Source organism: Ruegeria sp. CG8, assembly GCF_056537165.1.
On record NZ_JBQFRA010000004.1, the window covers coordinates 1 to 18,720 of the forward strand.

At 62.9% G+C, this 18,720-nt stretch carries 21 protein-coding genes; 18 read left to right on the top strand and 3 right to left on the bottom strand.

Annotated elements, in window-relative coordinates:
- Positions 1 to 269: 269 nt before the first annotated feature.
- Complete coding sequence (locus ACR0EF_RS13135) at positions 270 to 1,538, bottom strand: ABC transporter substrate-binding protein (protein ID WP_170341568.1); 1,269 nt, start codon at positions 1,536 to 1,538, stop codon at positions 270 to 272.
- Between the two features lie 246 nt (positions 1,539 to 1,784).
- On the opposite strand from ACR0EF_RS13135, the gene ACR0EF_RS13140 reads away from it, so the two are divergent.
- Positions 1,785 to 2,798 carry a LacI family DNA-binding transcriptional regulator gene (locus tag ACR0EF_RS13140; protein WP_170372594.1) on the top strand — a complete coding sequence of 338 codons (1,014 nt, stop codon included), beginning with the start codon at positions 1,785 to 1,787 and terminating at the stop codon, positions 2,796 to 2,798.
- Between the two features lie 4 nt (positions 2,799 to 2,802).
- Here the strand turns inward: ACR0EF_RS13140 and ACR0EF_RS13145 are convergent, their stop codons facing one another.
- Entirely contained in the window at positions 2,803 to 3,168 is a 366-nt protein-coding gene (locus ACR0EF_RS13145) for a winged helix-turn-helix transcriptional regulator (RefSeq protein WP_170371744.1), read from the bottom strand.
- Positions 3,169 to 3,296: 128 nt separating this feature from the next.
- On the opposite strand from ACR0EF_RS13145, the gene ACR0EF_RS13150 reads away from it, so the two are divergent.
- From ACR0EF_RS13150 to ACR0EF_RS13205, 12 genes are all read left to right on the top strand, one after another.
- Positions 3,297 to 3,905, top strand: a complete 609-nt coding sequence (locus tag ACR0EF_RS13150; RefSeq protein ID WP_170341561.1) for an NAD(P)H-dependent oxidoreductase — start codon at positions 3,297 to 3,299, stop codon at positions 3,903 to 3,905.
- Positions 3,892 to 4,611 carry a glutathione S-transferase family protein gene (locus ACR0EF_RS13155; protein WP_170341559.1) on the top strand — a complete coding sequence of 240 codons (720 nt, stop codon included), beginning with the start codon at positions 3,892 to 3,894 and terminating at the stop codon, positions 4,609 to 4,611. Before ACR0EF_RS13150 ends, ACR0EF_RS13155 begins: the two co-directional genes overlap by 14 nt.
- 223 nt (positions 4,612 to 4,834) lie before the next feature.
- The gene (locus ACR0EF_RS13160; protein ID WP_437342650.1) at positions 4,835 to 6,814 is read left to right on the top strand and encodes a bifunctional 2',3'-cyclic-nucleotide 2'-phosphodiesterase/3'-nucleotidase; all 1,980 of its coding nucleotides are present in this window, start codon (positions 4,835 to 4,837) and stop codon (positions 6,812 to 6,814) included.
- Positions 6,815 to 7,125: 311 nt separating this feature from the next.
- The gene (locus tag ACR0EF_RS13165) at positions 7,126 to 7,893 is read left to right on the top strand and encodes an urease accessory protein UreD (RefSeq protein WP_367646411.1); all 768 of its coding nucleotides are present in this window, start codon (positions 7,126 to 7,128) and stop codon (positions 7,891 to 7,893) included.
- A 1-nt stretch (position 7,894) separates the two neighbouring features.
- The gene (locus tag ACR0EF_RS13170) at positions 7,895 to 8,197 is read left to right on the top strand and encodes an urease subunit gamma (RefSeq protein ID WP_005976933.1); all 303 of its coding nucleotides are present in this window, start codon (positions 7,895 to 7,897) and stop codon (positions 8,195 to 8,197) included.
- 11 nt (positions 8,198 to 8,208) lie between these two features.
- Positions 8,209 to 8,367 carry a hypothetical protein gene (locus tag ACR0EF_RS13175; RefSeq protein ID WP_170372592.1) on the top strand — a complete coding sequence of 53 codons (159 nt, stop codon included), beginning with the start codon at positions 8,209 to 8,211 and terminating at the stop codon, positions 8,365 to 8,367.
- Positions 8,364 to 8,669, top strand: coding sequence for an urease subunit beta (locus ACR0EF_RS13180; protein ID WP_170372590.1), 306 nt, complete (start codon positions 8,364 to 8,366; stop codon positions 8,667 to 8,669). Before ACR0EF_RS13175 ends, ACR0EF_RS13180 begins: the two co-directional genes overlap by 4 nt.
- The gene (gene ureC / locus ACR0EF_RS13185) at positions 8,669 to 10,378 is read left to right on the top strand and encodes an urease subunit alpha (protein ID WP_170372589.1); all 1,710 of its coding nucleotides are present in this window, start codon (positions 8,669 to 8,671) and stop codon (positions 10,376 to 10,378) included. Before ACR0EF_RS13180 ends, ureC begins: the two co-directional genes overlap by 1 nt.
- A 15-nt stretch (positions 10,379 to 10,393) precedes the next feature.
- The gene (locus ACR0EF_RS13190) at positions 10,394 to 10,840 is read left to right on the top strand and encodes an urease accessory protein UreE (RefSeq protein WP_170372587.1); all 447 of its coding nucleotides are present in this window, start codon (positions 10,394 to 10,396) and stop codon (positions 10,838 to 10,840) included.
- Complete coding sequence (locus ACR0EF_RS13195; RefSeq protein ID WP_254433985.1) at positions 10,824 to 11,477, top strand: urease accessory protein UreF; 654 nt, start codon at positions 10,824 to 10,826, stop codon at positions 11,475 to 11,477. The genes ACR0EF_RS13190 and ACR0EF_RS13195 overlap by 17 nt, the downstream gene beginning before the upstream one ends.
- The gene (ureG, locus tag ACR0EF_RS13200) at positions 11,474 to 12,109 is read left to right on the top strand and encodes an urease accessory protein UreG (protein ID WP_170341539.1); all 636 of its coding nucleotides are present in this window, start codon (positions 11,474 to 11,476) and stop codon (positions 12,107 to 12,109) included. The genes ACR0EF_RS13195 and ureG overlap by 4 nt, the downstream gene beginning before the upstream one ends.
- Positions 12,110 to 12,284: 175 nt before the next feature.
- Positions 12,285 to 13,124, top strand: coding sequence for an EamA family transporter (locus ACR0EF_RS13205; protein ID WP_170341536.1), 840 nt, complete (start codon positions 12,285 to 12,287; stop codon positions 13,122 to 13,124).
- Positions 13,125 to 13,133: 9 nt separating this feature from the next.
- On the opposite strand, the gene ACR0EF_RS13210 is transcribed toward ACR0EF_RS13205, so the two are convergent.
- The gene (locus tag ACR0EF_RS13210; protein ID WP_170341534.1) at positions 13,134 to 13,751 is read right to left on the bottom strand and encodes a TetR/AcrR family transcriptional regulator; all 618 of its coding nucleotides are present in this window, start codon (positions 13,749 to 13,751) and stop codon (positions 13,134 to 13,136) included.
- A 127-nt stretch (positions 13,752 to 13,878) separates the two neighbouring features.
- Between ACR0EF_RS13210 and mbfA the strand changes: the two genes are divergently transcribed.
- The 5 genes from mbfA (at position 13,879) to ACR0EF_RS13235 (ending at position 18,687) form a co-directional block, all read left to right on the top strand.
- Entirely contained in the window at positions 13,879 to 14,853 is a 975-nt protein-coding gene (gene mbfA / locus ACR0EF_RS13215) for an iron exporter MbfA (protein WP_170365821.1), read from the top strand.
- 44 nt (positions 14,854 to 14,897) lie between these two features.
- Positions 14,898 to 15,827 (top strand): AEC family transporter, encoded by a 930-nt coding sequence (locus tag ACR0EF_RS13220; RefSeq protein WP_170341530.1) that lies wholly within the window; start codon positions 14,898 to 14,900, stop codon positions 15,825 to 15,827.
- 101 nt (positions 15,828 to 15,928) lie between these two features.
- Entirely contained in the window at positions 15,929 to 16,762 is an 834-nt protein-coding gene (gene fghA / locus ACR0EF_RS13225) for an S-formylglutathione hydrolase (RefSeq protein WP_170341528.1), read from the top strand.
- Positions 16,763 to 16,765: 3 nt separating this feature from the next.
- A complete protein-coding gene (gene sthA / locus ACR0EF_RS13230) occupies positions 16,766 to 18,235 on the top strand; it encodes a Si-specific NAD(P)(+) transhydrogenase (RefSeq protein ID WP_170341526.1) in 1,470 nt (489 codons plus the stop codon).
- Complete coding sequence (locus ACR0EF_RS13235) at positions 18,232 to 18,687, top strand: YaiI/YqxD family protein (protein WP_170372583.1); 456 nt, start codon at positions 18,232 to 18,234, stop codon at positions 18,685 to 18,687. Before sthA ends, ACR0EF_RS13235 begins: the two co-directional genes overlap by 4 nt.
- The last annotated feature ends 33 nt before the right edge of the window (positions 18,688 to 18,720 follow it).

Here is an 18,720-nt window from a genome sequence, read left to right on the forward strand (position 1 = left end):
AGATCGGGAATTTCCAGTACCCGACCACCTGCCGGAAATTGTCCAGCGTGAATCCGTCGCCGGTGTTGAAAGCCTGCTTGGCGACCAGGACGAAAGGATACAGAAAAAACAGGCACAGAAACGCCGTCACAGGCAGGATCAGCACATAGGGCAACACACGAGCGTTCATCAGATCGCTCCTTTCCTTGCGGAAGTTCCGGTGGTTTCGGGCAGAGAGTTCGGGGACACCGGGCCTGCATCAGGCCCGGTGTCAGGATCAGGTCAGACCCTTATTCGACAGGGCACGGACCGTCCGAGGGTGCATCCGGAGCCCAGCAGGGCGCGCCGGTCTCCTGCATGATCGCCTGCAACGCGCCTTTCTGATCGTCCAGCACGGTGCGGATGTCCTGACCGCCCAGTACGATCCGCTCGAACGCATCGGTATAAACACGGTTGAAGTCACCGCCCTTGTCGCCCAGTCCCGCGGGCAGCAGCCCGGGGTTGGCATCGGCTGAGCCACTCATCTTGGCGACCGCGTCGCCTGCGGCCTTGACGGCCGGCGGCAGGTCGGCAGGAAGGTCAACCGCGACGACCGGGAAGAAGTTCGTCGCGCGCAGCGTGGCGATCTGGGTTTCCGGCTTCATCATGTAGGCGACCAGAGCTTTGGACGCTTCCATGTCCGGTGCGGTTTTGGGGATTGCAACCCCAGCCAGAACCGGCATGAAGCCGCGCCCGGTCGGGCCCGCCGGGGCCGGGAAAGCCACGAAGTCATCAGGCCGCTCGTTGAAGGCCTGCGCCAGACGCGAGGTGTGGTCGAACACGATCCAGGCATCGCCCGAAAGCAGCTGTTCCTGCATGAACGAGAAATTGGTCGAAGCCGGGTTGGTGTGGGTCCACAGCTCGCGGAATTTTTCCCACGCGGTCACGGCATCGTCGCTGGCAAAGGTCCGCACCACGCCGTTCGTATAGGACGGATACAGATAGCCTTGGAAGAAGCGGTGCTTCAGGCCCTTGGGCCCGGCCGGGAAGCCGAATTTCGGCTCGCCTGCAGCCTCATGCGCGTTGGCGGCCCATTCGATCAGCTGGTCATAGGTCAGTGCATTGATGTCGGCGCCTTCGGGCAGGTACTGCAGCGCCTCTTTGTTGGCCGCCATGATATAGCTGGCCTGCATCCAGGGGATGTATTGCAGGCTGCCTGCTCCCAGCGTCGCCAGTTCGTTGAACGTGTCCGAGGCCGAGGCGAAGCCCAGATCGTCCAGGTCGACCAGGTCATCGGGGTTCATGGCCGAGAAATCACCATGCAGCGCGCCCAGAACGCCGATCGTGCCCGAACCGGCCTGCAATTCGGCCTGCAGACGCGTCAGCCAGGGGCCGCCGTCATTGGGCTGGTAGTCCACGCCACCCTCGAAGCCCGAAAGGACCTGTTCGCGCATGGCCTGCGCCTCTTCGACCGGCTTGGCCTGTGTCGACCAGAACAGAACCTCGGCCTGCGCCACGTTTGTGACCAGGGCCAGAACAAGGCCGGATGCGGCACCGACCAGCTTGGATTGAATTGACATGGACTCCTCCCAGAGTTTCGATTGGGCCTTTTGCCCGTTCTGCCCGGTGGGGTCGGTTTGCTGTGCGTGTCGTGCGACGACTCACCCCAGGCGATGCCATTAGCATGGTATAACGATATATCTTGCGTCAACGAATATTTTCCAATCGGTTGGTCTGAACTTCAGAAAATAGTAGGAATTGCTCGTTGCAATACCGCTGCGGGTTGGGCATTTTGATGATGCAACGATATATCAGAAGTCCGAGAAATGCCCGCCAAACCCACCCTCGCCAGTGTCGCCAAAGCCGCCGGAGTCTCGATTCCGACGGTCAGTCAGGTGATGCGCGGCACTGGCCGGATTTCCGAGCAGACCCGCAAAAAAGTGCTGCAGGCGGCCGAGGACCTGCACTATGTCACGGACTCGCGCGCGGCGTCTATGCGGTCGGGCGAGAACCGGGAAATCGGGTTCGTTCTGAACCAGTTCGCAAACCCGTTCAACGCCGAAGTGGTCAGCGGCGCGGTCGAGTTGCTGGAGGCCGAGGGGTATCTGGTTTCGATCTTGGACACGCGCGACGACGCGGACCGGCAGGGCAGGCAATTGCGGGATTTCATCCGCAACGGACGCGGCGGCCTGCTGTGGGTTCCCGCGCTGGAGACCACGGCGGAAACCCTTCAACTGTTGCGCACGCATGGTTTGCCCACGGTGACCTTTCTGCGCCATGTCAACCCCGATTTTGATCATGTGGGTATCAGAAATGCCGAAGCGACCGCGATCGCGACCAATCACCTGGCGGAGCTGGGCCACAGGCACATCGCGTTTTTTGGCGGCATCGGCATGAACCCCGTTCGAAAGCAGCGCATAGCCGGGTATGAGCGTACGCTGCAGGACTTGTCTTTGGGGCCGCCGATCATCTGGCCCTCACCTGACACCAAGCGTGCGGGTATGAAGGAGATGCTGAAATTGCATGACGCCCATCCAGAGGTCACGGCGGTGGTCTGCAATGGCGACATGGTCGCTTTGGGGGCGTGTTTCGGCCTGATGCGGGCTGGGTTGCAGCCGGGGCGGGATGTTTCGATTGTTGGATTTGACGATACCGAGGATGCCTCGGTCGCAATTCCCGCGCTCAGTACCATGGCGGTTTCGCCAAAGCGGTTGGGCCGCAAGCTCGCACGTACTCTGCTGGACAGGATAAAAGACCCTGACATGCCGGTAATCGTGTCCGAAGTTTCAGCCCGGTTCATCGCACGGGAAACCACGGGGCCGCTGCAGAAGGACCGCTGACGGGTCAGGCGCGCGTATCCGGCAAGGTCTCGCTCCACTTCCGCAGCTCGTCCAGAAAACCCAGCGCGGTGCGTCCACGGTCGGTCACGGAGTAATGCACCGAAACCGGTGAGGTTTCCAGCACTTGGCGGTGCACCAGGCCCTGTTGCTCCAATTGGCGCAAGCGTTCGGCGATCATCTTTTTGCTGGCGCCACCGATCATCCGGGCCAGGTCATTGAATCGTACCGGCTCGTCTTTGAGATGCCATAGGATCGACCCGGTCCACTTGCCACCGATGATACGCATGCCGCGTTCGATGGGGCATGGTTCGCCGCACGCATCCACCGCTTGCCGCTTGCCTTGGTCGTCCTGTTCGATACGGGCACGCATCGCCTTCTCCAGTCCAGTATTAGGTTACAAAAAGTAAACTGGTTGCAATTCATCACTACCGTTCTCAAGTTCGGTTTCACCCCGGTCGAAGTCAAGGGGCAAGCAGTTTCAAAACCAAGGATATGGACATGAGCAAGATCCTGATCGTGAACGGTACGCAGCCTTACGAGTTCGCACCTGGCCGCCTGAATGCGTCGCTGGTACAACGCGCGCAGGACGCGCTGACCGGCATGGGCCACGAGGTGCGCGTGACCACGGTTGCCGAAGAATACGACATCAATGCCGAGATCGACGCCCATGTCTGGGCGGATGTGGTCATCATGCAATTTCCGGTGAATTGGATGGGCGTACCGTGGGTGTTCAAGAAGTATCTCGACGAGGTCTATACCGCGGGCATGGACGGCCGGTTGCTGGCCGGCGATGGCCGGACCGCCGAGGCGCCCGAGGCCAATTACGGCACCGGTGGCCTTCTGCATGGAACGAAATACATGCTGTCGGTCACCTTCAACGCTCCGCGCGAGGCGTTCGACAACCCGACCGAGCCGTTCTTTGCCGGGGCCAGCGTCGATGACCTGCTGTGGCCCATGCACCTGAACGCCAAGTTTCTGGCGATGCAGCCCCTGCCTACCTTCGCGGCTTTCGACGTGATGAAGAACCCCCGGATCGAACAGGATTTCCAGCGGTTCGACGCACATCTGAAACAGCATTTCGAGGAGATCGCGCATGTCGCAGCCTGACATTCATCTCTACACCGCGGCCACGATGAATGGCTACAAACCGGTGATCTTCCTGGAAGAGGCAGGCGTACCCTACGACCTGACCCCCATCGACTTTTCCAAACAGGAACAAAAGACGCCGGCGTTCTTGTCGCTGAACCCCAACGGGAAGATCCCGGTGATCGAGGACCGGGCCGAAGGTCGCGCGATTTTCGAAAGCGGCGCAATCCTGTGGCACCTCGCGCAGAAATACGGTCAGTTCCTGCCCTCAGATCCGGTGCAGCAGTCCGAGGTGATGCAGTGGATGCTGTTCCAGGTCGGGCATGTGGGTCCGATGATGGGCCAGGCCATGTATTTCCAGCACATTGCCGCCCCCAATGGCCATACCGAACCGTTCTCGATCCGCCGCTACGTGGACGAAAGCCGCCGCCTTATGGAGGTGATGAATGATCGCCTGAATGGGCGTGACTGGATTGCGGCAGGGCAATACACGATCGCGGACATGATGCTGTACCCTTGGGCGCGGGCCTATGTCTGGGCGCGGGTTCAGGTCGATGACCTTCCGCATCTGAACGCATGGTTCGACCGCATCGATGCCCGCCCCGCAGTGCAGAAGGCGCTGACCATTCCCAAGGCCAATCCGCAGTTCTGGGATGCCACGGCTGATGCCAGCGCCTTTGCGCGGGAAAACGCCGCGCGGTTTGCCGGTGACGTGAAAAAGGACTGAGGCCGCGGCCCGGGCTCCCCAGCCCGGGCCCGCCCAACAGCACCTTGGGCGCCGCATGGCCCAAGCGCGGGTCAATGGCCGGGAGGACGCTTTACTCGGGTGTCAAAAGCGGTCAGTCTGAACCATCGGCGCGCCGGGTGATCCCCTCGGGCCGCGCTGTCACATCATTGTCGTCATAAACGTTCAGATGATGCGTCGACCAATTTATTTCGAGAGGTGCCTCATGACCCTATCCAGCAAATTCGCGATGTCGCGGCGTCAATTTCTGGCCACCACCACGGCCGGCGTCGCCATGGTTTCCCTGCACCCGTTCTCCGCCGCCGCCGCAAGCAACCAGGCGCATCTGCGGATCATGGAAACGACCGACATTCACGTTCACGTCTTTCCCTATGACTACTACGCCGACAAGCCGCGCGATACGGTGGGGCTGTCGCGCGCGGCCTCGATCATAAACCAGATCCGGGCCGAGGCCACCAACTCGATGCTGGTCGACAATGGCGACTTTCTTCAGGGCAACCCGATGGGCGACTACATCGCCTACGAGCGTGGCATGAACGACGGCGACACCCACCCGATCATCAATGCGTTCAACACGTTGGGCTATGATGCCGCGACGCTGGGCAACCACGAGTTCAACTATGGTCTGAGCTTTCTGGAAAAATCGCTAGCCGGGGCGCAGTTCCCGATCGTGCTGGCCAATATCGCCAAGGAACAGGGCGCCAATCCGCGCGCGGACAAGACGTTGGTGCAGCCCTATGTCATCCTCGATCGCGAGATCGAGCTGGGCGATGGCAGCAAGCAGCCGATCCGCATCGGCGTCATCGGCTTCACCCCGCCGCAGATCATGAACTGGGACCGCCGCCACCTGGAAGGCAACGTGCAGGCCCGCGACATCGTCGAGACCGCCAAAGCCTATGTGCCCGAGATGAAAGAGCAAGGCTGCGATCTGATCCTGGCCCTGTCGCATTCGGGCATCGGCGCGGCCGATCACGCGGACGGGATGGAGAACGCCTCGGTTCCGCTGGCCGGGGTCGATGGCATCGACGCGCTGGTGACCGGGCACAACCACCTGGTCTTCCCCTCGCCCACCTTCGCCGACCGTGCCGGAGTTGACGTGGACAAGGGCACGCTGATGGGCAAGCCGGCCGTCATGGGCGGGTTCTGGGGGTCGCATCTGGGCGTGCTCGACCTGTTGCTGGAACGCGACGGCAACGAATGGCGCGTGGTCACCACCACCTCCGAGGCGCGGCCGATCTCGAAGCGCAACGAAGACCGCTCGATCACTGCGCTGGTCGAGGACGACCCAAAGGTGCTGGCCTCGGTCGCGCAGGATCACGAGGAAACGCTGGCCTATGTGCGCCGCGCGGTGGGCAAGACCTCGGCCCCGCTGCACAGCTATTTCGCGCTGGTGGCCGATGATCCGTCGGTCCAGATCGTGTCGATCGCGCAGAAATGGTATGTCGAAGAGATGCTGAAAGGCACCGAGCATGAAGGCCTGCCCATCCTGTCGGCCGCGGCACCCTTCAAGGCCGGTGGCCGGGGTGGCCCGGAATACTATACCGACGTGCCGGTGGGCGATGTGGCGATCAAGAACGTGGCCGATCTGTATCTCTACCCCAACACCGTGCGCGCGGTTCGCGTGAACGGCGCGCAACTGCGCGGCTGGCTGGAGCGTTCGGCCGGGATGTTCAACCAGATCGAGCCGGGCGCCAAGGATGCGCTGCTGCTGAATCCCGAGTTCCCGTCCTACAATTTCGACGTGATCGACGGTGTGACCTATCAGATCGACCTGTCTCAGCCCTCGCGCTTTGGGCCGAAGGGCGAAGAGGTCAACCCCGATGCGGCGCGCATCGTGAACCTGCAGTTCAACGGTGCCCCGGTGACCGACGACATGGAGTTCATCATCGCCACCAACAACTACCGCGCCTCGGGCGGCGGATCGTTCCCGGGGGCGATGGGCGACACCATCGTGTTCGAGGCCCCCGACACCAACCGTGACGTGATCGTGCGCTATATCGTCGAACAGGGCACGATCGATCCCAAGGCCGACGGCAACTGGTCCTTCGCGCCGCTGGGCGAGACCACCGTTCTGTTTGAAACCGGTCCCAAGGCCCGCGATTACATCAGCGACGTCAAAGGGTTGGCGCTGGAAGACGCAGGCGACGGGGCCGACGGTTTCGCGGCTTTCCGCATCACGCTCTGACCGGCGACAGACATCGGGTCGGGCGGCCAAACTGGCCGCCCTATTCTTTTGATTTGTGGCCGAGGGCCGGATTATCACACGCATTAGCGGGATGCTTATTTTTCAGGCGATAGGGGAAAAAATGCTCAGAAATGGGGCGAACGAGTTTTCTCAACCAATTGCCTCTGCCGGGCTGCACTGACTCCAGGAAAAGGCTGTGGTGCTTTCGCATCCGACAGTCCTTTCGCCCGGAGCCACCAATTACCTCTTTGTCCGCAATAACTGCCGCGCAAGCGATCGCCACGCCTCCCCGTGCTGTCGGGCGGGGTAATGTGTCCGTGGTTGGCCGCGCGGGCCGGACCGAGTTGCAGGGACTGCGCCAGCAGGGGTCGCTGAAGCTGCTGTTTCCTCGGCGCGATGGCGCGGGCTTGCAGGCGGTGCTGATCAACACCGCCGGCGGCGTCACCGGCGGAGACAGTTTTGACCTTTCCGCCACCGCTCTGGCAGATGCACATCTGACCCTGACCACGCAGGCGGCCGAGCGGGCTTATCGCGCGTCCGGAGCAGTTCCGGGCCGTATTCGGACACATCTGACCGTGGCGGCAGGCGGCCAGTTGAACTGGCTACCGCAGGAAACGATCCTTTTCGATGGTTGCGCGATCGACCGCCGCCTTCGTGTCGATCTGGCCCCTGATGCCGGCCTGCTGCTGGTGGAGTCGCTGATCTTCGGACGCGCCGCAATGGGCGAGCGGATTACTGCGGCCCACTTCCAAGACCGCATCGAAATCTGGCGTGCGGGCCGGCTGGCGCATCTGGAAGCGCTGCGCCTGATCGGTGATCTGGCGGCGGAAATGGCCCGGCCGGGCGTTGGCGACGGCGCGGGCGCGCTCAGCAGCCTGATACTGATCCGCTCGGATGCCGCTGCGCATCTGGACCCGATCCGAGCAGTCTTGCCTGACACCGGCGGCGTCAGCCTTGTGGGTGACGACATGCTGTTGATGCGCCTGCTGGCGCCCGACGGTTTCGCGCTGCGCCAGACCCTTGTGCCGATCCTGAACCGGCTGACCCGCAATTCCCTGCCAAGACCCTGGATGATCTGACATGCAACTCTCGCCGCGCGAAAAAGACAAACTGCTGATCGCCATGGCCGCCGAGGTGGCGCGCAAGCGCCTGGCCCGGGGCGTGCGCCTGAACTACCCCGAGGCCATCGCGCTGATCACCGATGCCGTGGTCGAGGGCGCCCGCGACGGCCGCTCGGTCGCTGACATGATGGAGGCCGGCGCGCAGGTCATCACCCGCGACCAGTGCATGGACGGCATCCCCGAGATGATCCACGAGGTGCAGGTCGAGGCGACGTTCCCCGACGGCACCAAGCTGGTCACCGTCCACAACCCCATCCGCTGAAGGAGATGACGATGAAACACCTGACTTCCCTGCCATTCGCCCTGATGGCCGCGCCCGCGCTGGCGCATGAAGGGCCGCATTTACACCCGCATGACTCGGGCACCTGGCTGGTGCTGCTCCTGCTGCTGGCGATCGGCAGCGTCGCGATCTGGCTGAAGGCGCGCAAATGATCCCCGGAGAGGTCATCCCCGCCCTCGGCGAGATCGAGCTGAACGCGGGCGCGGCTGCAATCACCCTGATGGTGGCCAATACCGGTGACCGCCCCGTGCAGGTGGGCTCGCACTATCATTTCGCCGAAACCAATCCGGCGCTGGATTTCGACCGGGCCGCCGCCCACGGCATGCGGCTGGACATCGCCGCCGGAACCGCCGTGCGGTTTGAACCCGGCCAAAGGCGCGAGGTGCAGCTGATCCCGATCGCCGGCGCGCGGCGCGTCTTCGGGTTCAACGGCGCAGTCATGGGAGACCTCTGATGCCAGCCCGGATCAAACGTTCCGACTATGCCGCCATGTACGGCCCCACCACGGGCGACAAGGTGCGGCTGGCCGATACTGACCTGATCATTGAGGTCGAGCGCGACCTGACCACCTATGGCGAAGAGGTCAAGTTCGGCGGCGGCAAGGTGATCCGCGACGGCATGGGCCAGTCGCAGGCCACCCGCGCCGAAGGGGCGGTGGACACCGTGATCACCAATGCGCTGATCGTTGACTGGACGGGCATCTACAAGGCGGATGTGGGCCTCAAAGACGGGCGCATCGCCCGGATCGGCAAGGCGGGCAACCCCGACACGCAGCCCGGCGTGGATATCATCGTCGGCCCCGGCACCGAGGCCATCGCCGGCGAGGGCCGTATCCTGACTGCCGGCGGGTTCGACAGCCACATCCATTTCATCTGCCCGCAACAGATCGAGGATGCGCTGCATTCCGGCCTGACCACCATGCTGGGCGGCGGCACCGGCCCGGCGCATGGCACCTTGGCCACCACCTGCACCCCCGGCCCCTGGCACATAGGGCGCATGCTGCAGGCGGCCGATGCCTTTCCGATGAACCTGGCCTTTGCGGGCAAGGGCAACGCCTCGCAACCGGCGGCCCTGCGCGAACAGGTCCTGGCCGGGGCCTGCGCCCTGAAACTGCACGAGGACTGGGGCACCACCCCGGCAGCCATCGATTGCTGCCTGACGGTGGCCGACGAGATGGACGTGCAGGTGATGATCCACACCGACACGCTGAACGAAAGCGGGTTCGTCGAAAACACCGTGGCCGCCATGAAAGGCCGCACGATCCACGCCTTCCACACCGAAGGCGCAGGCGGCGGCCACGCCCCCGACATCATCAAGATCTGCGGTGAGGCGCATGTGCTGCCCTCCTCGACCAACCCGACCCGGCCTTTCACCGTGAACACGGTCGAAGAGCATCTGGACATGCTGATGGTCTGCCATCACCTCGACAAATCCATCCCCGAGGACGTGGCCTTTGCCGAAAGCCGCATCCGGCGCGAGACCATCGCGGCCGAGGACATTCTGCACGACATGGGCGCCTTCAGCATCATCGCCTCCGACAGCCAGGCGATGGGCCGCGTGGGCGAGGTGCTGATCCGCACATGGCAGACCGCCGACAAGATGAAAAAACAACGCGGGCGCCTGCCTGAAGAGATGGGCGAAAACGACAATTTCCGCGTGCGCCGCTATATCGCGAAATACACGATCAACCCGGCCATCGCGCACGGGCTTGGCACCCATATCGGCAGCATCGAAGAGGGCAAACGCGCCGATCTGGTGCTGTGGAACCCCGCCTTTTTCGGCGTGAAGCCCGAGATGGTGCTGTTGGGCGGCACCATCGCCTGTGCGCAGATGGGCGATCCGAACGCCTCGATCCCCACGCCTCAGCCGGTCTATTCCCGGCCGATGTGGGGGGCCTATGGCCGCTCGGTCGAACAGGGCGCGGTGACCTTCGTGTCGGAAGCAGCGCAAGAAGACGGCATCGCCGCGCGTCTGGGCCTGGCCAAGCAGACTGTCGCCGTGCGCAACACACGCGCAATCGGCAAGCGTGATCTGCGGCTGAACGATGCCCTGCCCGAGATCGAGGTGAACCCCGAAACCTACGAGGTGCGCGCCGACGGCGAATTGCTGACCTGCCAGCCCGCCGAAACCCTGCCCATGGCGCAACGCTATTTCCTGTTTTGAAAAGGGATACCTCCGATGCTTGCCACATCACAGAAAATCCGCCGCAACGGTCAGTGGGACGAAACCCATAGCACCGTGACGCTGAACTACGAAGACCGCTTTCTGCGCCGCCGGATGCTGCGCACCGCACAGAATGAAGAGTTCCTGGTGGATCTGTCGCAGACGACCTCGCTGGACGGGGGGGATGCGTTCGAACTGGCCGATGGCCGCCTGATCGAGGTGGTTGCCGCCGAAGAGGACCTGTTCGCCGTCACCGGCCCCGATCTGACCCGGCTGGCCTGGCATATCGGCAACCGCCACACCCCTTGCCAGATCGAGCCCGACCGGCTGGTGATCCGCCGCGACCATGTGATCCGCGACATGCTGCTGAAACTTGGTGCGACGGTGCAAGACATCCGCGCACCCTTCAGCCCCGAAGGCGGCGCCTATGGGCACGGACGGACCCATGGCCACAGCCACTGACCTTGATGTGCTGACGCTGACGCAATGGCTGTCACCCGCCTACCCGGTCGGGGCGTTTGCCTATTCGCATGGGCTGGAACGCTTGGTCCAATCGGGCGCGGTGCACGATGCGGCCAGCCTGCGGGACTGGCTGCAGGACGTGCTGGAACACGGTGCCGGATGGTCGGATGCCCTGTTTCTGACCGCCGCTTGGCGGGCTAAATCCGAGTTGGCCGTGGCCGAACTTGACGATATGGCCCGCGCCTTCGCCGGCCCCTTCGAGCGCAGATTCGAGACCGCGCAACAGGGCGCGGCCTTCTGCGGTGTGACGGCTGCAGTCTGGGGCATCGAACTGACGGATCTGGCCTATCCCGTCGCTGTCGGCTGCGCGGCGCGCCACGCCGGTTTGCAGGTGGAGCCGACCGCGCGACTGTATCTGCATGCGTTCATCAGCAATCTTGTTTCAGCCGCGCAGCGGCTGATGCCCTTGGGCCAGACCGCTGCCCAAGGAGTCGTCCGAGACATGGCCCCCTTGTGCGCACATCAGGCGCACGCGGCAGTGGAGGCCGATCTGTCGGCCCTGTCCGGCACCGCCTTTCTGGCCGAGATTTCGGCCATGCAACATGAAACCCAACAACCAAGGATTTTCCGCACATGAGCAGCATGAACGGCCCTCTGCGGGTGGGCATCGGCGGCCCGGTCGGTGCGGGCAAGACCAGCCTGACCGCCGCCCTCGCCCGCGCGCTGCGCGACACCCATTCGATCGGGGTGATCACCAATGACATCTACACGCAGGAAGACGCCGAGGCGCTGATGCGCATGCAGATCCTGCCGCAGGACCGGGTGATCGGCGTGGAAACCGGAGGTTGCCCGCATACGGCGATCCGAGAGGATGCCTCGATCAATCTGGCCGCCGTGGCCGAGATGGTGCGCCGTCATCCCGAGGTCGAGATCGTTCTGATCGAATCCGGCGGTGACAACCTGTCGGCTACCTTCAGCCCGGAACTGGCGGATGTGACGATCTATGTGATCGACGTGGCCGCGGGCGAAGAGATCCCCCGCAAGGGTGGCCCCGCGATCACTCGGTCAGACATCCTGATCATCAACAAGATCGACCTTGCTCCGCATGTCGGAGCGGACCTGTCGGTGATGCAGCGCGATGCGGCCCGAATGCGCGGTGATCGGCCATTCGTATTCGCCAACCTGCGGAGCGGCAGCGGAACGAGCGAAATCATCGACCTGTTGGACAAGATTGCCGGCATCGACGCCGGACGACGTGCAACGGCGTAAGACCCACAACCCGACTTTGGGCGTTTCCGGTTCCAGAATTTGGAACCTTGCGCCTGCAAGGCAATCCGATGTAACCGGATTCGACCACCGACGCTGTCCTTGCGATAGCCCGGTGCGAGAAAGTTGCAGCCGGGCCGATCCTTCTTGGGGCCGCCCCATCACCTGAGGACCGCCGGTGAGCCCATTCGTCGTCGCGATCATTCTGTCGGCTGCCATCCTGCACGCCGTCTGGAACGCCATCGTCAAAACCGCGGGCGACCGGACGACCACGCTTGGCCTTGTGGCCTTCGGGCATGTGATCCCGGCCAGCGTCATGATCCTTGTCCTGCCCTTTCCGGGGGGTGAAAGTTTTGTCTACATTCTTTTGTCCACCGTGGTGCATTTCGGATATTACTTCATGCTGGGCAAAGCCTATCAGCATGGAGACCTCAGCGTGGTCTACCCGATCGCCCGAGGCATCGTTCCGGCGTTGGTGGCGCTTTGGGCCTATCTGTTGCTGGATGAGGTTCTGCCCCTGCAAGCCTGGATCGGCATCGGCCTTATCGCGTTCGGCATCCAACTCAGCAGTTGGAGCTCGCTCCGGCAAGGCGTCGGCGGCGCGGCGCTGGGGTTTGCGGTGGGAACCGGACTTTGCATCTCGGTCTATTCGGTTGTAGACGGCATCGGAGTGCGGCTGTCTGGAAACACGCTAAGCTACTGGGCTTGGGGGGCGTTTCTGCACCTGTTCATTGCTGGATTCGTGGGCCTGCGACGGCGGCAGGTTCTAACACAGCTTCCGGCGCGCACCTGGGCGATCGGCATCCTGGGCGGTTTCGTGTCGATGCTGGCTTATGGGCTGGTGCTCTATGCCAAGAATTTCGCGCCGCTGGGGGCGGTCTCGGCGTTGCGGGAAACCTCAGTGATTTTTGCGGCCCTGATCGGGTTCGTCTTCCTGCACGAAGGCTATTGGGTGCGCAGGCTGGGGGCCGCCATCCTGATGGCGGGGGGCGTGGCGCTGGTTGGACTTTCGGGCTGAGCCGGTCCGTCAAGTGCTATAACGCGCCATGAACATGTCAACGGCGTTGGTGGCCACTTCGTCGATTTCCTCGTCCGAGAACCGGGTTTGGATCCCCAAAGCCGCCAGCGTCCACAGGCGCACCTTGCACAATTCCGAGAACTGTTCGGCGGCAAAATGCACGTCGTCAATCGCCAGCTCACCTTTGGCCACGGCTTTTTCCAGATACTCGGCCATCTGGCGCTGACCGTTGGCGGGGCCGGCTTCGTAGAACGCTTTGCCCAGTTCCGGGAACCTGTCACGCTCGGCCACGCAGATGCGGAACACCTGCTGCGCAAAATCCGAAACCAGAAACCGGGTCAGATGCGTGGCGGTGATCATCAACGCCTCGCGCACTGGCTTGGTTTCGTCGATCATGGACAACACGTTTTCCGCCATGCGGCAGCACTCGGTCTGCGCCACCTCGGAAAACAGAAGTCGTTTGTCCGGGAAATAGCTGTAGAGCGTTGCCTTCGACACACCCGCCGCGCGCGCGATGTCATCGACGCTGGCGCCTTCGAACCCATCCGCCATGAAAACCTCTCGGGCGCCGTTCAGAACCTGGTCGAATTTCCGTCCGGTACGCACGATGGTTGCGGCTTGGGTCATGGTGTCTCCTTGGCTGAGTGCTGCGTCAAATCTATAAACCAGTCAGTTCAGTTTCAACGGTTTTCAATTCGGCTTGAAAGTTCCGTTACGCGGCGTAGATTAGAATAATTCTAAAACGAGGGTGGCAATGCGGTTTTTCACTCAGCGCAAACACTTCAGAGATCTGACCGAGCAGGAAGTCATCGCGCTTGCGATTTCGTCCGAGGAAGACGACGCACGGATCTATAGGTCATATGCCGAAATGCTGCGCCCCGACTATCCGGCGACGGCCAAAATCTTCGATGGCATGGCTGCCGAGGAAGACGAGCACCGCCGTCGCCTGATCGCTCTGCACGAGGATCGGTTCGGCCCGGTGATCCCTCTGATCCGGCGCGAGCATGTCGCCGGTTACTACGCCCGCCGTCCGATCTGGCTGGTCGAGAATCTCGGAATCGAGCGAATCCGCGAAGAAGCCGAGATGATGGAGCGCGATGCGGAGCGCTTCTATCTGGCGGCTGCTGGTCGTACGACCGATGCAGCAACACGCAAACTTTTGGGCGACCTGGCTGCGGCCGAAGCAGGGCATCAAGCCGCGGCTGCCGAATTGGAAGAAGCCCACCTGGATCACGATGAAAAAGAAGCTGAAAAGGTGATTTCGCACCGGCAATTCATCTTGACCTGGGTCCAGCCGGGATTGGCCGGGCTGATGGACGGGTCGGTGTCGACCTTGGCGCCGATCTTCGCGACGGCCTTTGCCACGCACGACCCTTGGACGACCTTTCTTGTGGGCCTTGCAGCGTCAGTGGGCGCAGGTATTTCCATGGGCTTCACCGAAGCGGCATCGGACGATGGCGAGCTGTCGGGCCGTGGATCACCGGTCAAGCGGGGTTTGGCGTCCGGCGTGATGACAACGGTCGGCGGATTGGGCCATGCCCTGCCCTATCTGATCCCGGAATTCTGGACGGCCACGATCATTGCCTTCATCGTGGTGTTTTTTGAATTGTGGGCGATCGCGTGGATTCAGAACCGCTATATGGAAACTCCGTTCTTCCGCGCGGCTTTTCAGGTCGTTTTGGGCGGAGCGCTGGTGCTGGCAGCCGGGATATTGATCGGCAGCGGGTGATGAGCCTGCTTGCGATGTGGTAATTCTATGTTACCAATCTGCGCATGGTCGATATCTTTCTGCGCACCCTGCCCTTCTTTGCGATCATCGGCCTGGGATACTGGGCCGGGCGCAGCCGGTTCTTCACCGAAGACGCCACGGCCTATCTGACCAAGTTCGTGTTCTATTTCGCGTTGTCGGCGATGCTTTTCCGCTTTGCCGCCACGCTGCCCTTTGCCGAGATCTTCAACGCGCGGCTGATGCTGGGCTATCTGATCGGCACCGCCGGCGTATACGCGCTGGCCACGTTGGTTGCCTATCTGCGAGGGCTCGACATCCCCACCGCGGCGGTCGAGGCGCAATGCGCCGCCATCGGAAATGTGGGCTTTCTGGGTCTGCCAATGTTGGCCCTGCTGTTTTCCGAAGCCGCAATCGGACCGGTCATGCTGGTTCTGACGGTCGATCTGGTGGTGTTTTCCTCGCTGATCGTGATCCTGATCAACGGCGGGCGGGATGGAAAGCTGACGGTTGGGACGCTGCGGCTCATCGGAGTCGGGCTGCTGAAAAACCCCATGATCGTCTCGATCTCGGCCGGGTTGATCTGGTCGGCCCTGCAGATGCCGGTGCCTGACCCGTTGAACGATTTTCTGACCATTCTAGGCGGCGCCGCCACGCCGGGGGCGCTGTTCGCAATCGGCGCCTCGCTGGCCAGCAAATCAGCCGAGCGGGTTCAGATCGCGCTGTGGCTCAGCTTTTGCAAACTGGCCTTGCATCCGGCCTGTGTGGCAGTGGTGCTACTGTGGCTGCTGCCGACTGATCCTTTTGCCGCGGCGGTAGCGATCTCCGCCGCCGCCCTGCCAGTGGCCGGCAATGTCTATATGCTGGCGGCCCACTATGGGGTGGCGCCGCACCGGGCATCTGCCGCCATTCTGCTGTCGACCATTGTCAGCATTCTGACCGTGCCGGTGGTCATCGCGTGGGTTGCCGCATTCTGACGCGGCGACTTCAAAATGCGTGCGAACATTGGTGCCCGGACTTTACGCCGGGGCCTTCGCCCGTTAGCCATGGCACGAACCCAACGTAAGGATGATGCCAGATGGAAACCCTTTCCGAAAACGCCTGTTTCGGTGGCGCGCAGGGCGTTTACCGCCACGCCTCGGCGGCGTGCCAGTGCGACATGACCTTTGGCCTGTTCCTGCCGGCCGAGGCCAAGGACGGCCCGGTTCCGGTCCTGTGGTATCTGTCGGGCCTGACCTGCACTCATGAAAACGCGATGGTCAAGGCGGGCGCGCAGGGCTGGGCCGCCGAACAAGGCATCGCGCTGGTGTTTCCTGACACCTCGCCGCGTGGCGAAGGGGTCGCCGATCATGAGGATTACGACCTGGGCCAGGGCGCCGGGTTCTACGTCAACGCCACGCAATCACCGTGGGCGCCGCATTTCAACATGTGGGACTATGTGGCTGACGAACTGCCCGCACTGCTGGTCGAAAACTTCGCCATCGACGGCGACCGGCAGGCCATCACCGGCCATTCGATGGGCGGCCACGGCGCGCTGACGCTGGCGATGAACCTGCCGGGCAGGTTCCGTTCGGTCTCGGCCTTTGCGCCGATCTCGAACCCCACGGCCAGCGACTGGGGCCGCAAGCAACTGGGCGCCTACCTGGGCGACGACCCGGCCGCCTGGGCCAAACATGATGCGACGCTGATGATGAAGGAAAAGGGCTTTGACGGCCCGATCCTGATCGACACCGGCACCAACGACCAGTTCATCGACCTGCTGCGCCCCGAGGCTCTGGCCCAGGCCATCGCCGAACGCCGCCAGCAGGCCACGAACCGGTTGCAGCCCGGCTATGACCATTCCTACTTCTTCGTGTCCACCTTCATGGAGGACCACGTCACCTTCCACGCCGAAGCCCTGTACGGAGACTGAGGGATGAGCAAATACGACTATGACCTGATCATCATCGGATCGGGCCCATCGGGCCGCGCGGCGGCGATTCAGGCGGGCAAGCTGAAACGCAAGGTTCTGGTGGTTGACCGCCGTGACCGGTTGGGCGGCGTATCGGTGCACACGGGCACGATCCCGTCGAAGACACTCCGCGAAACGGTGCTGAACCTGTCGGGCTGGCGCGAGCGCAGCTTTTACGGCCGTTCGTACCGGGTCAAGGATCAGATCCGCGCCGAGGACCTCAAGGCCCGGCTGCACATGACGCTGGATTACGAGGTTGACGTTCTGGAACACCAGTTCAACCGTAACCACGTTGAAACCATGGACGGCGTAGCCCGCTTTGTCGGCCCGCACGAGATCGAGGTCACCGCCGATGCGGGCGACACCACCCGCCTGACGGCCGCGAAATTCCTGATCTCGACCGGGACCAAAACCTATCGCCCCGATTACGTGCCCTTCAACGGCAAGACCATCGTCGACGGGGACGAGTTCCTGGAAATGGCCGAGATCCCGCGCTCGCTCTGCGTGATCGGCGCGGGTGTGATCGGGGTCGAGTATGCCACGATGTTCTCGGCGCTGGATGTGCGGGTGACGCTGATTGAGCCGCGCGAGACCTTTCTGGATTTCATCGACAAGACCCTGATCCAGGAATTCACCCACCAGATCCGCGAAAACGGAGTGGACCTGCGCCTGGGCTCGGCCGTGGAAAAGATCGAGGATGCCGGCAAGCATGTCGAGATCACCATGTCAAACGGCCGCCATGTCCGGGCCGAGATGCTGCTGTTCGCGGCGGGCCGCATGGGCAACACCTCGGCGCTGAATCTGGGTGCGGTTGGGATCGAAACCGACCACCGCAACCGCATTTCGGTGGACCGCAAGACCTATCAGACCTCGGTACCGCATATCTATGCCACCGGCGACGTGATCGGGCATCCCTCGCTGGCCTCGACCTCGATGCAGCAGGGCCGCGTGGCCGCCTGCCACGCGCTCGAGACCCCCACCCTGCCCGAAAGCCCTTGGTTCCCTTATGGCATCTACTCGGTGCCCGAAATCTCGACCTGCGGCATGTCCGAGGAAGAGCTGCAGGAACGTGGCATTCCCTACGAGGTGGGCGTGGCCCGGTTCCGCGAGACCTCTCGCGGGCATATCATGGGGCTCGAGCACGGGATGCTGAAGATGCTGTTCTCGCTTAAAACCCGCCGGGTGCTGGGCGTGCAGATCGTCGGCGAAGGCGCGACCGAGCTGATCCACATCGCCCAGGCGGTGCTGAACTTGAAGGGCACGGTGGACTATTTCGTGCAGAACACCTTCAACTATCCGACCCTGGCCGAGGCCTACAAGATCGCCGGGCTCGACGCCTTCAACCGGATGCCGATCCCGGACGAGTTCAAGGTGCGCAAGTCCGAAGCGCCCGAGCCAGCGAAGTTGGCGCCCAAGAAGGCCAAGCAGGCGTGACGACCCTGTATGTCGATGGCGACGCCTGCCCGGTGAAGGCCGAGGCCGAACGCGTCGCCACGCGGCACAAGGTGCCGATGGTGGTGGTCGCAAATGGCGGGCTGCGCCCCTCGGCCAACCCGCTGGTTCAGATCGTGACCGTTGCGCAAGGCGCGGACGAGGCTGACAAGTGGATCGCCGAGCGGTGTGGCTCGGGCGACATCGTCATCACCTCGGACATCCCGTTGGCCGCCAAATGCGTCGAGGCCGGCGCGCGGGTGCTGCGCCCCAACGGCGAGGCCTTCACCGCCGCAAATATCGGCCAGCAACTTGCGATGCGCGATCTGATGGCGGATCTGCGCGCCGCCAATCCGCTGGGTGCCGGGGGCGGTGGCAAACCGTTTTCCAAGGCCGACCGATCGCGGTTTCTGGACGCGCTCGAGCGCGAGATGCGCGCCGCCTTGCGCGGCTGAGATTGGCCTTGCATCCCGCCCGGCGGGTTGGTT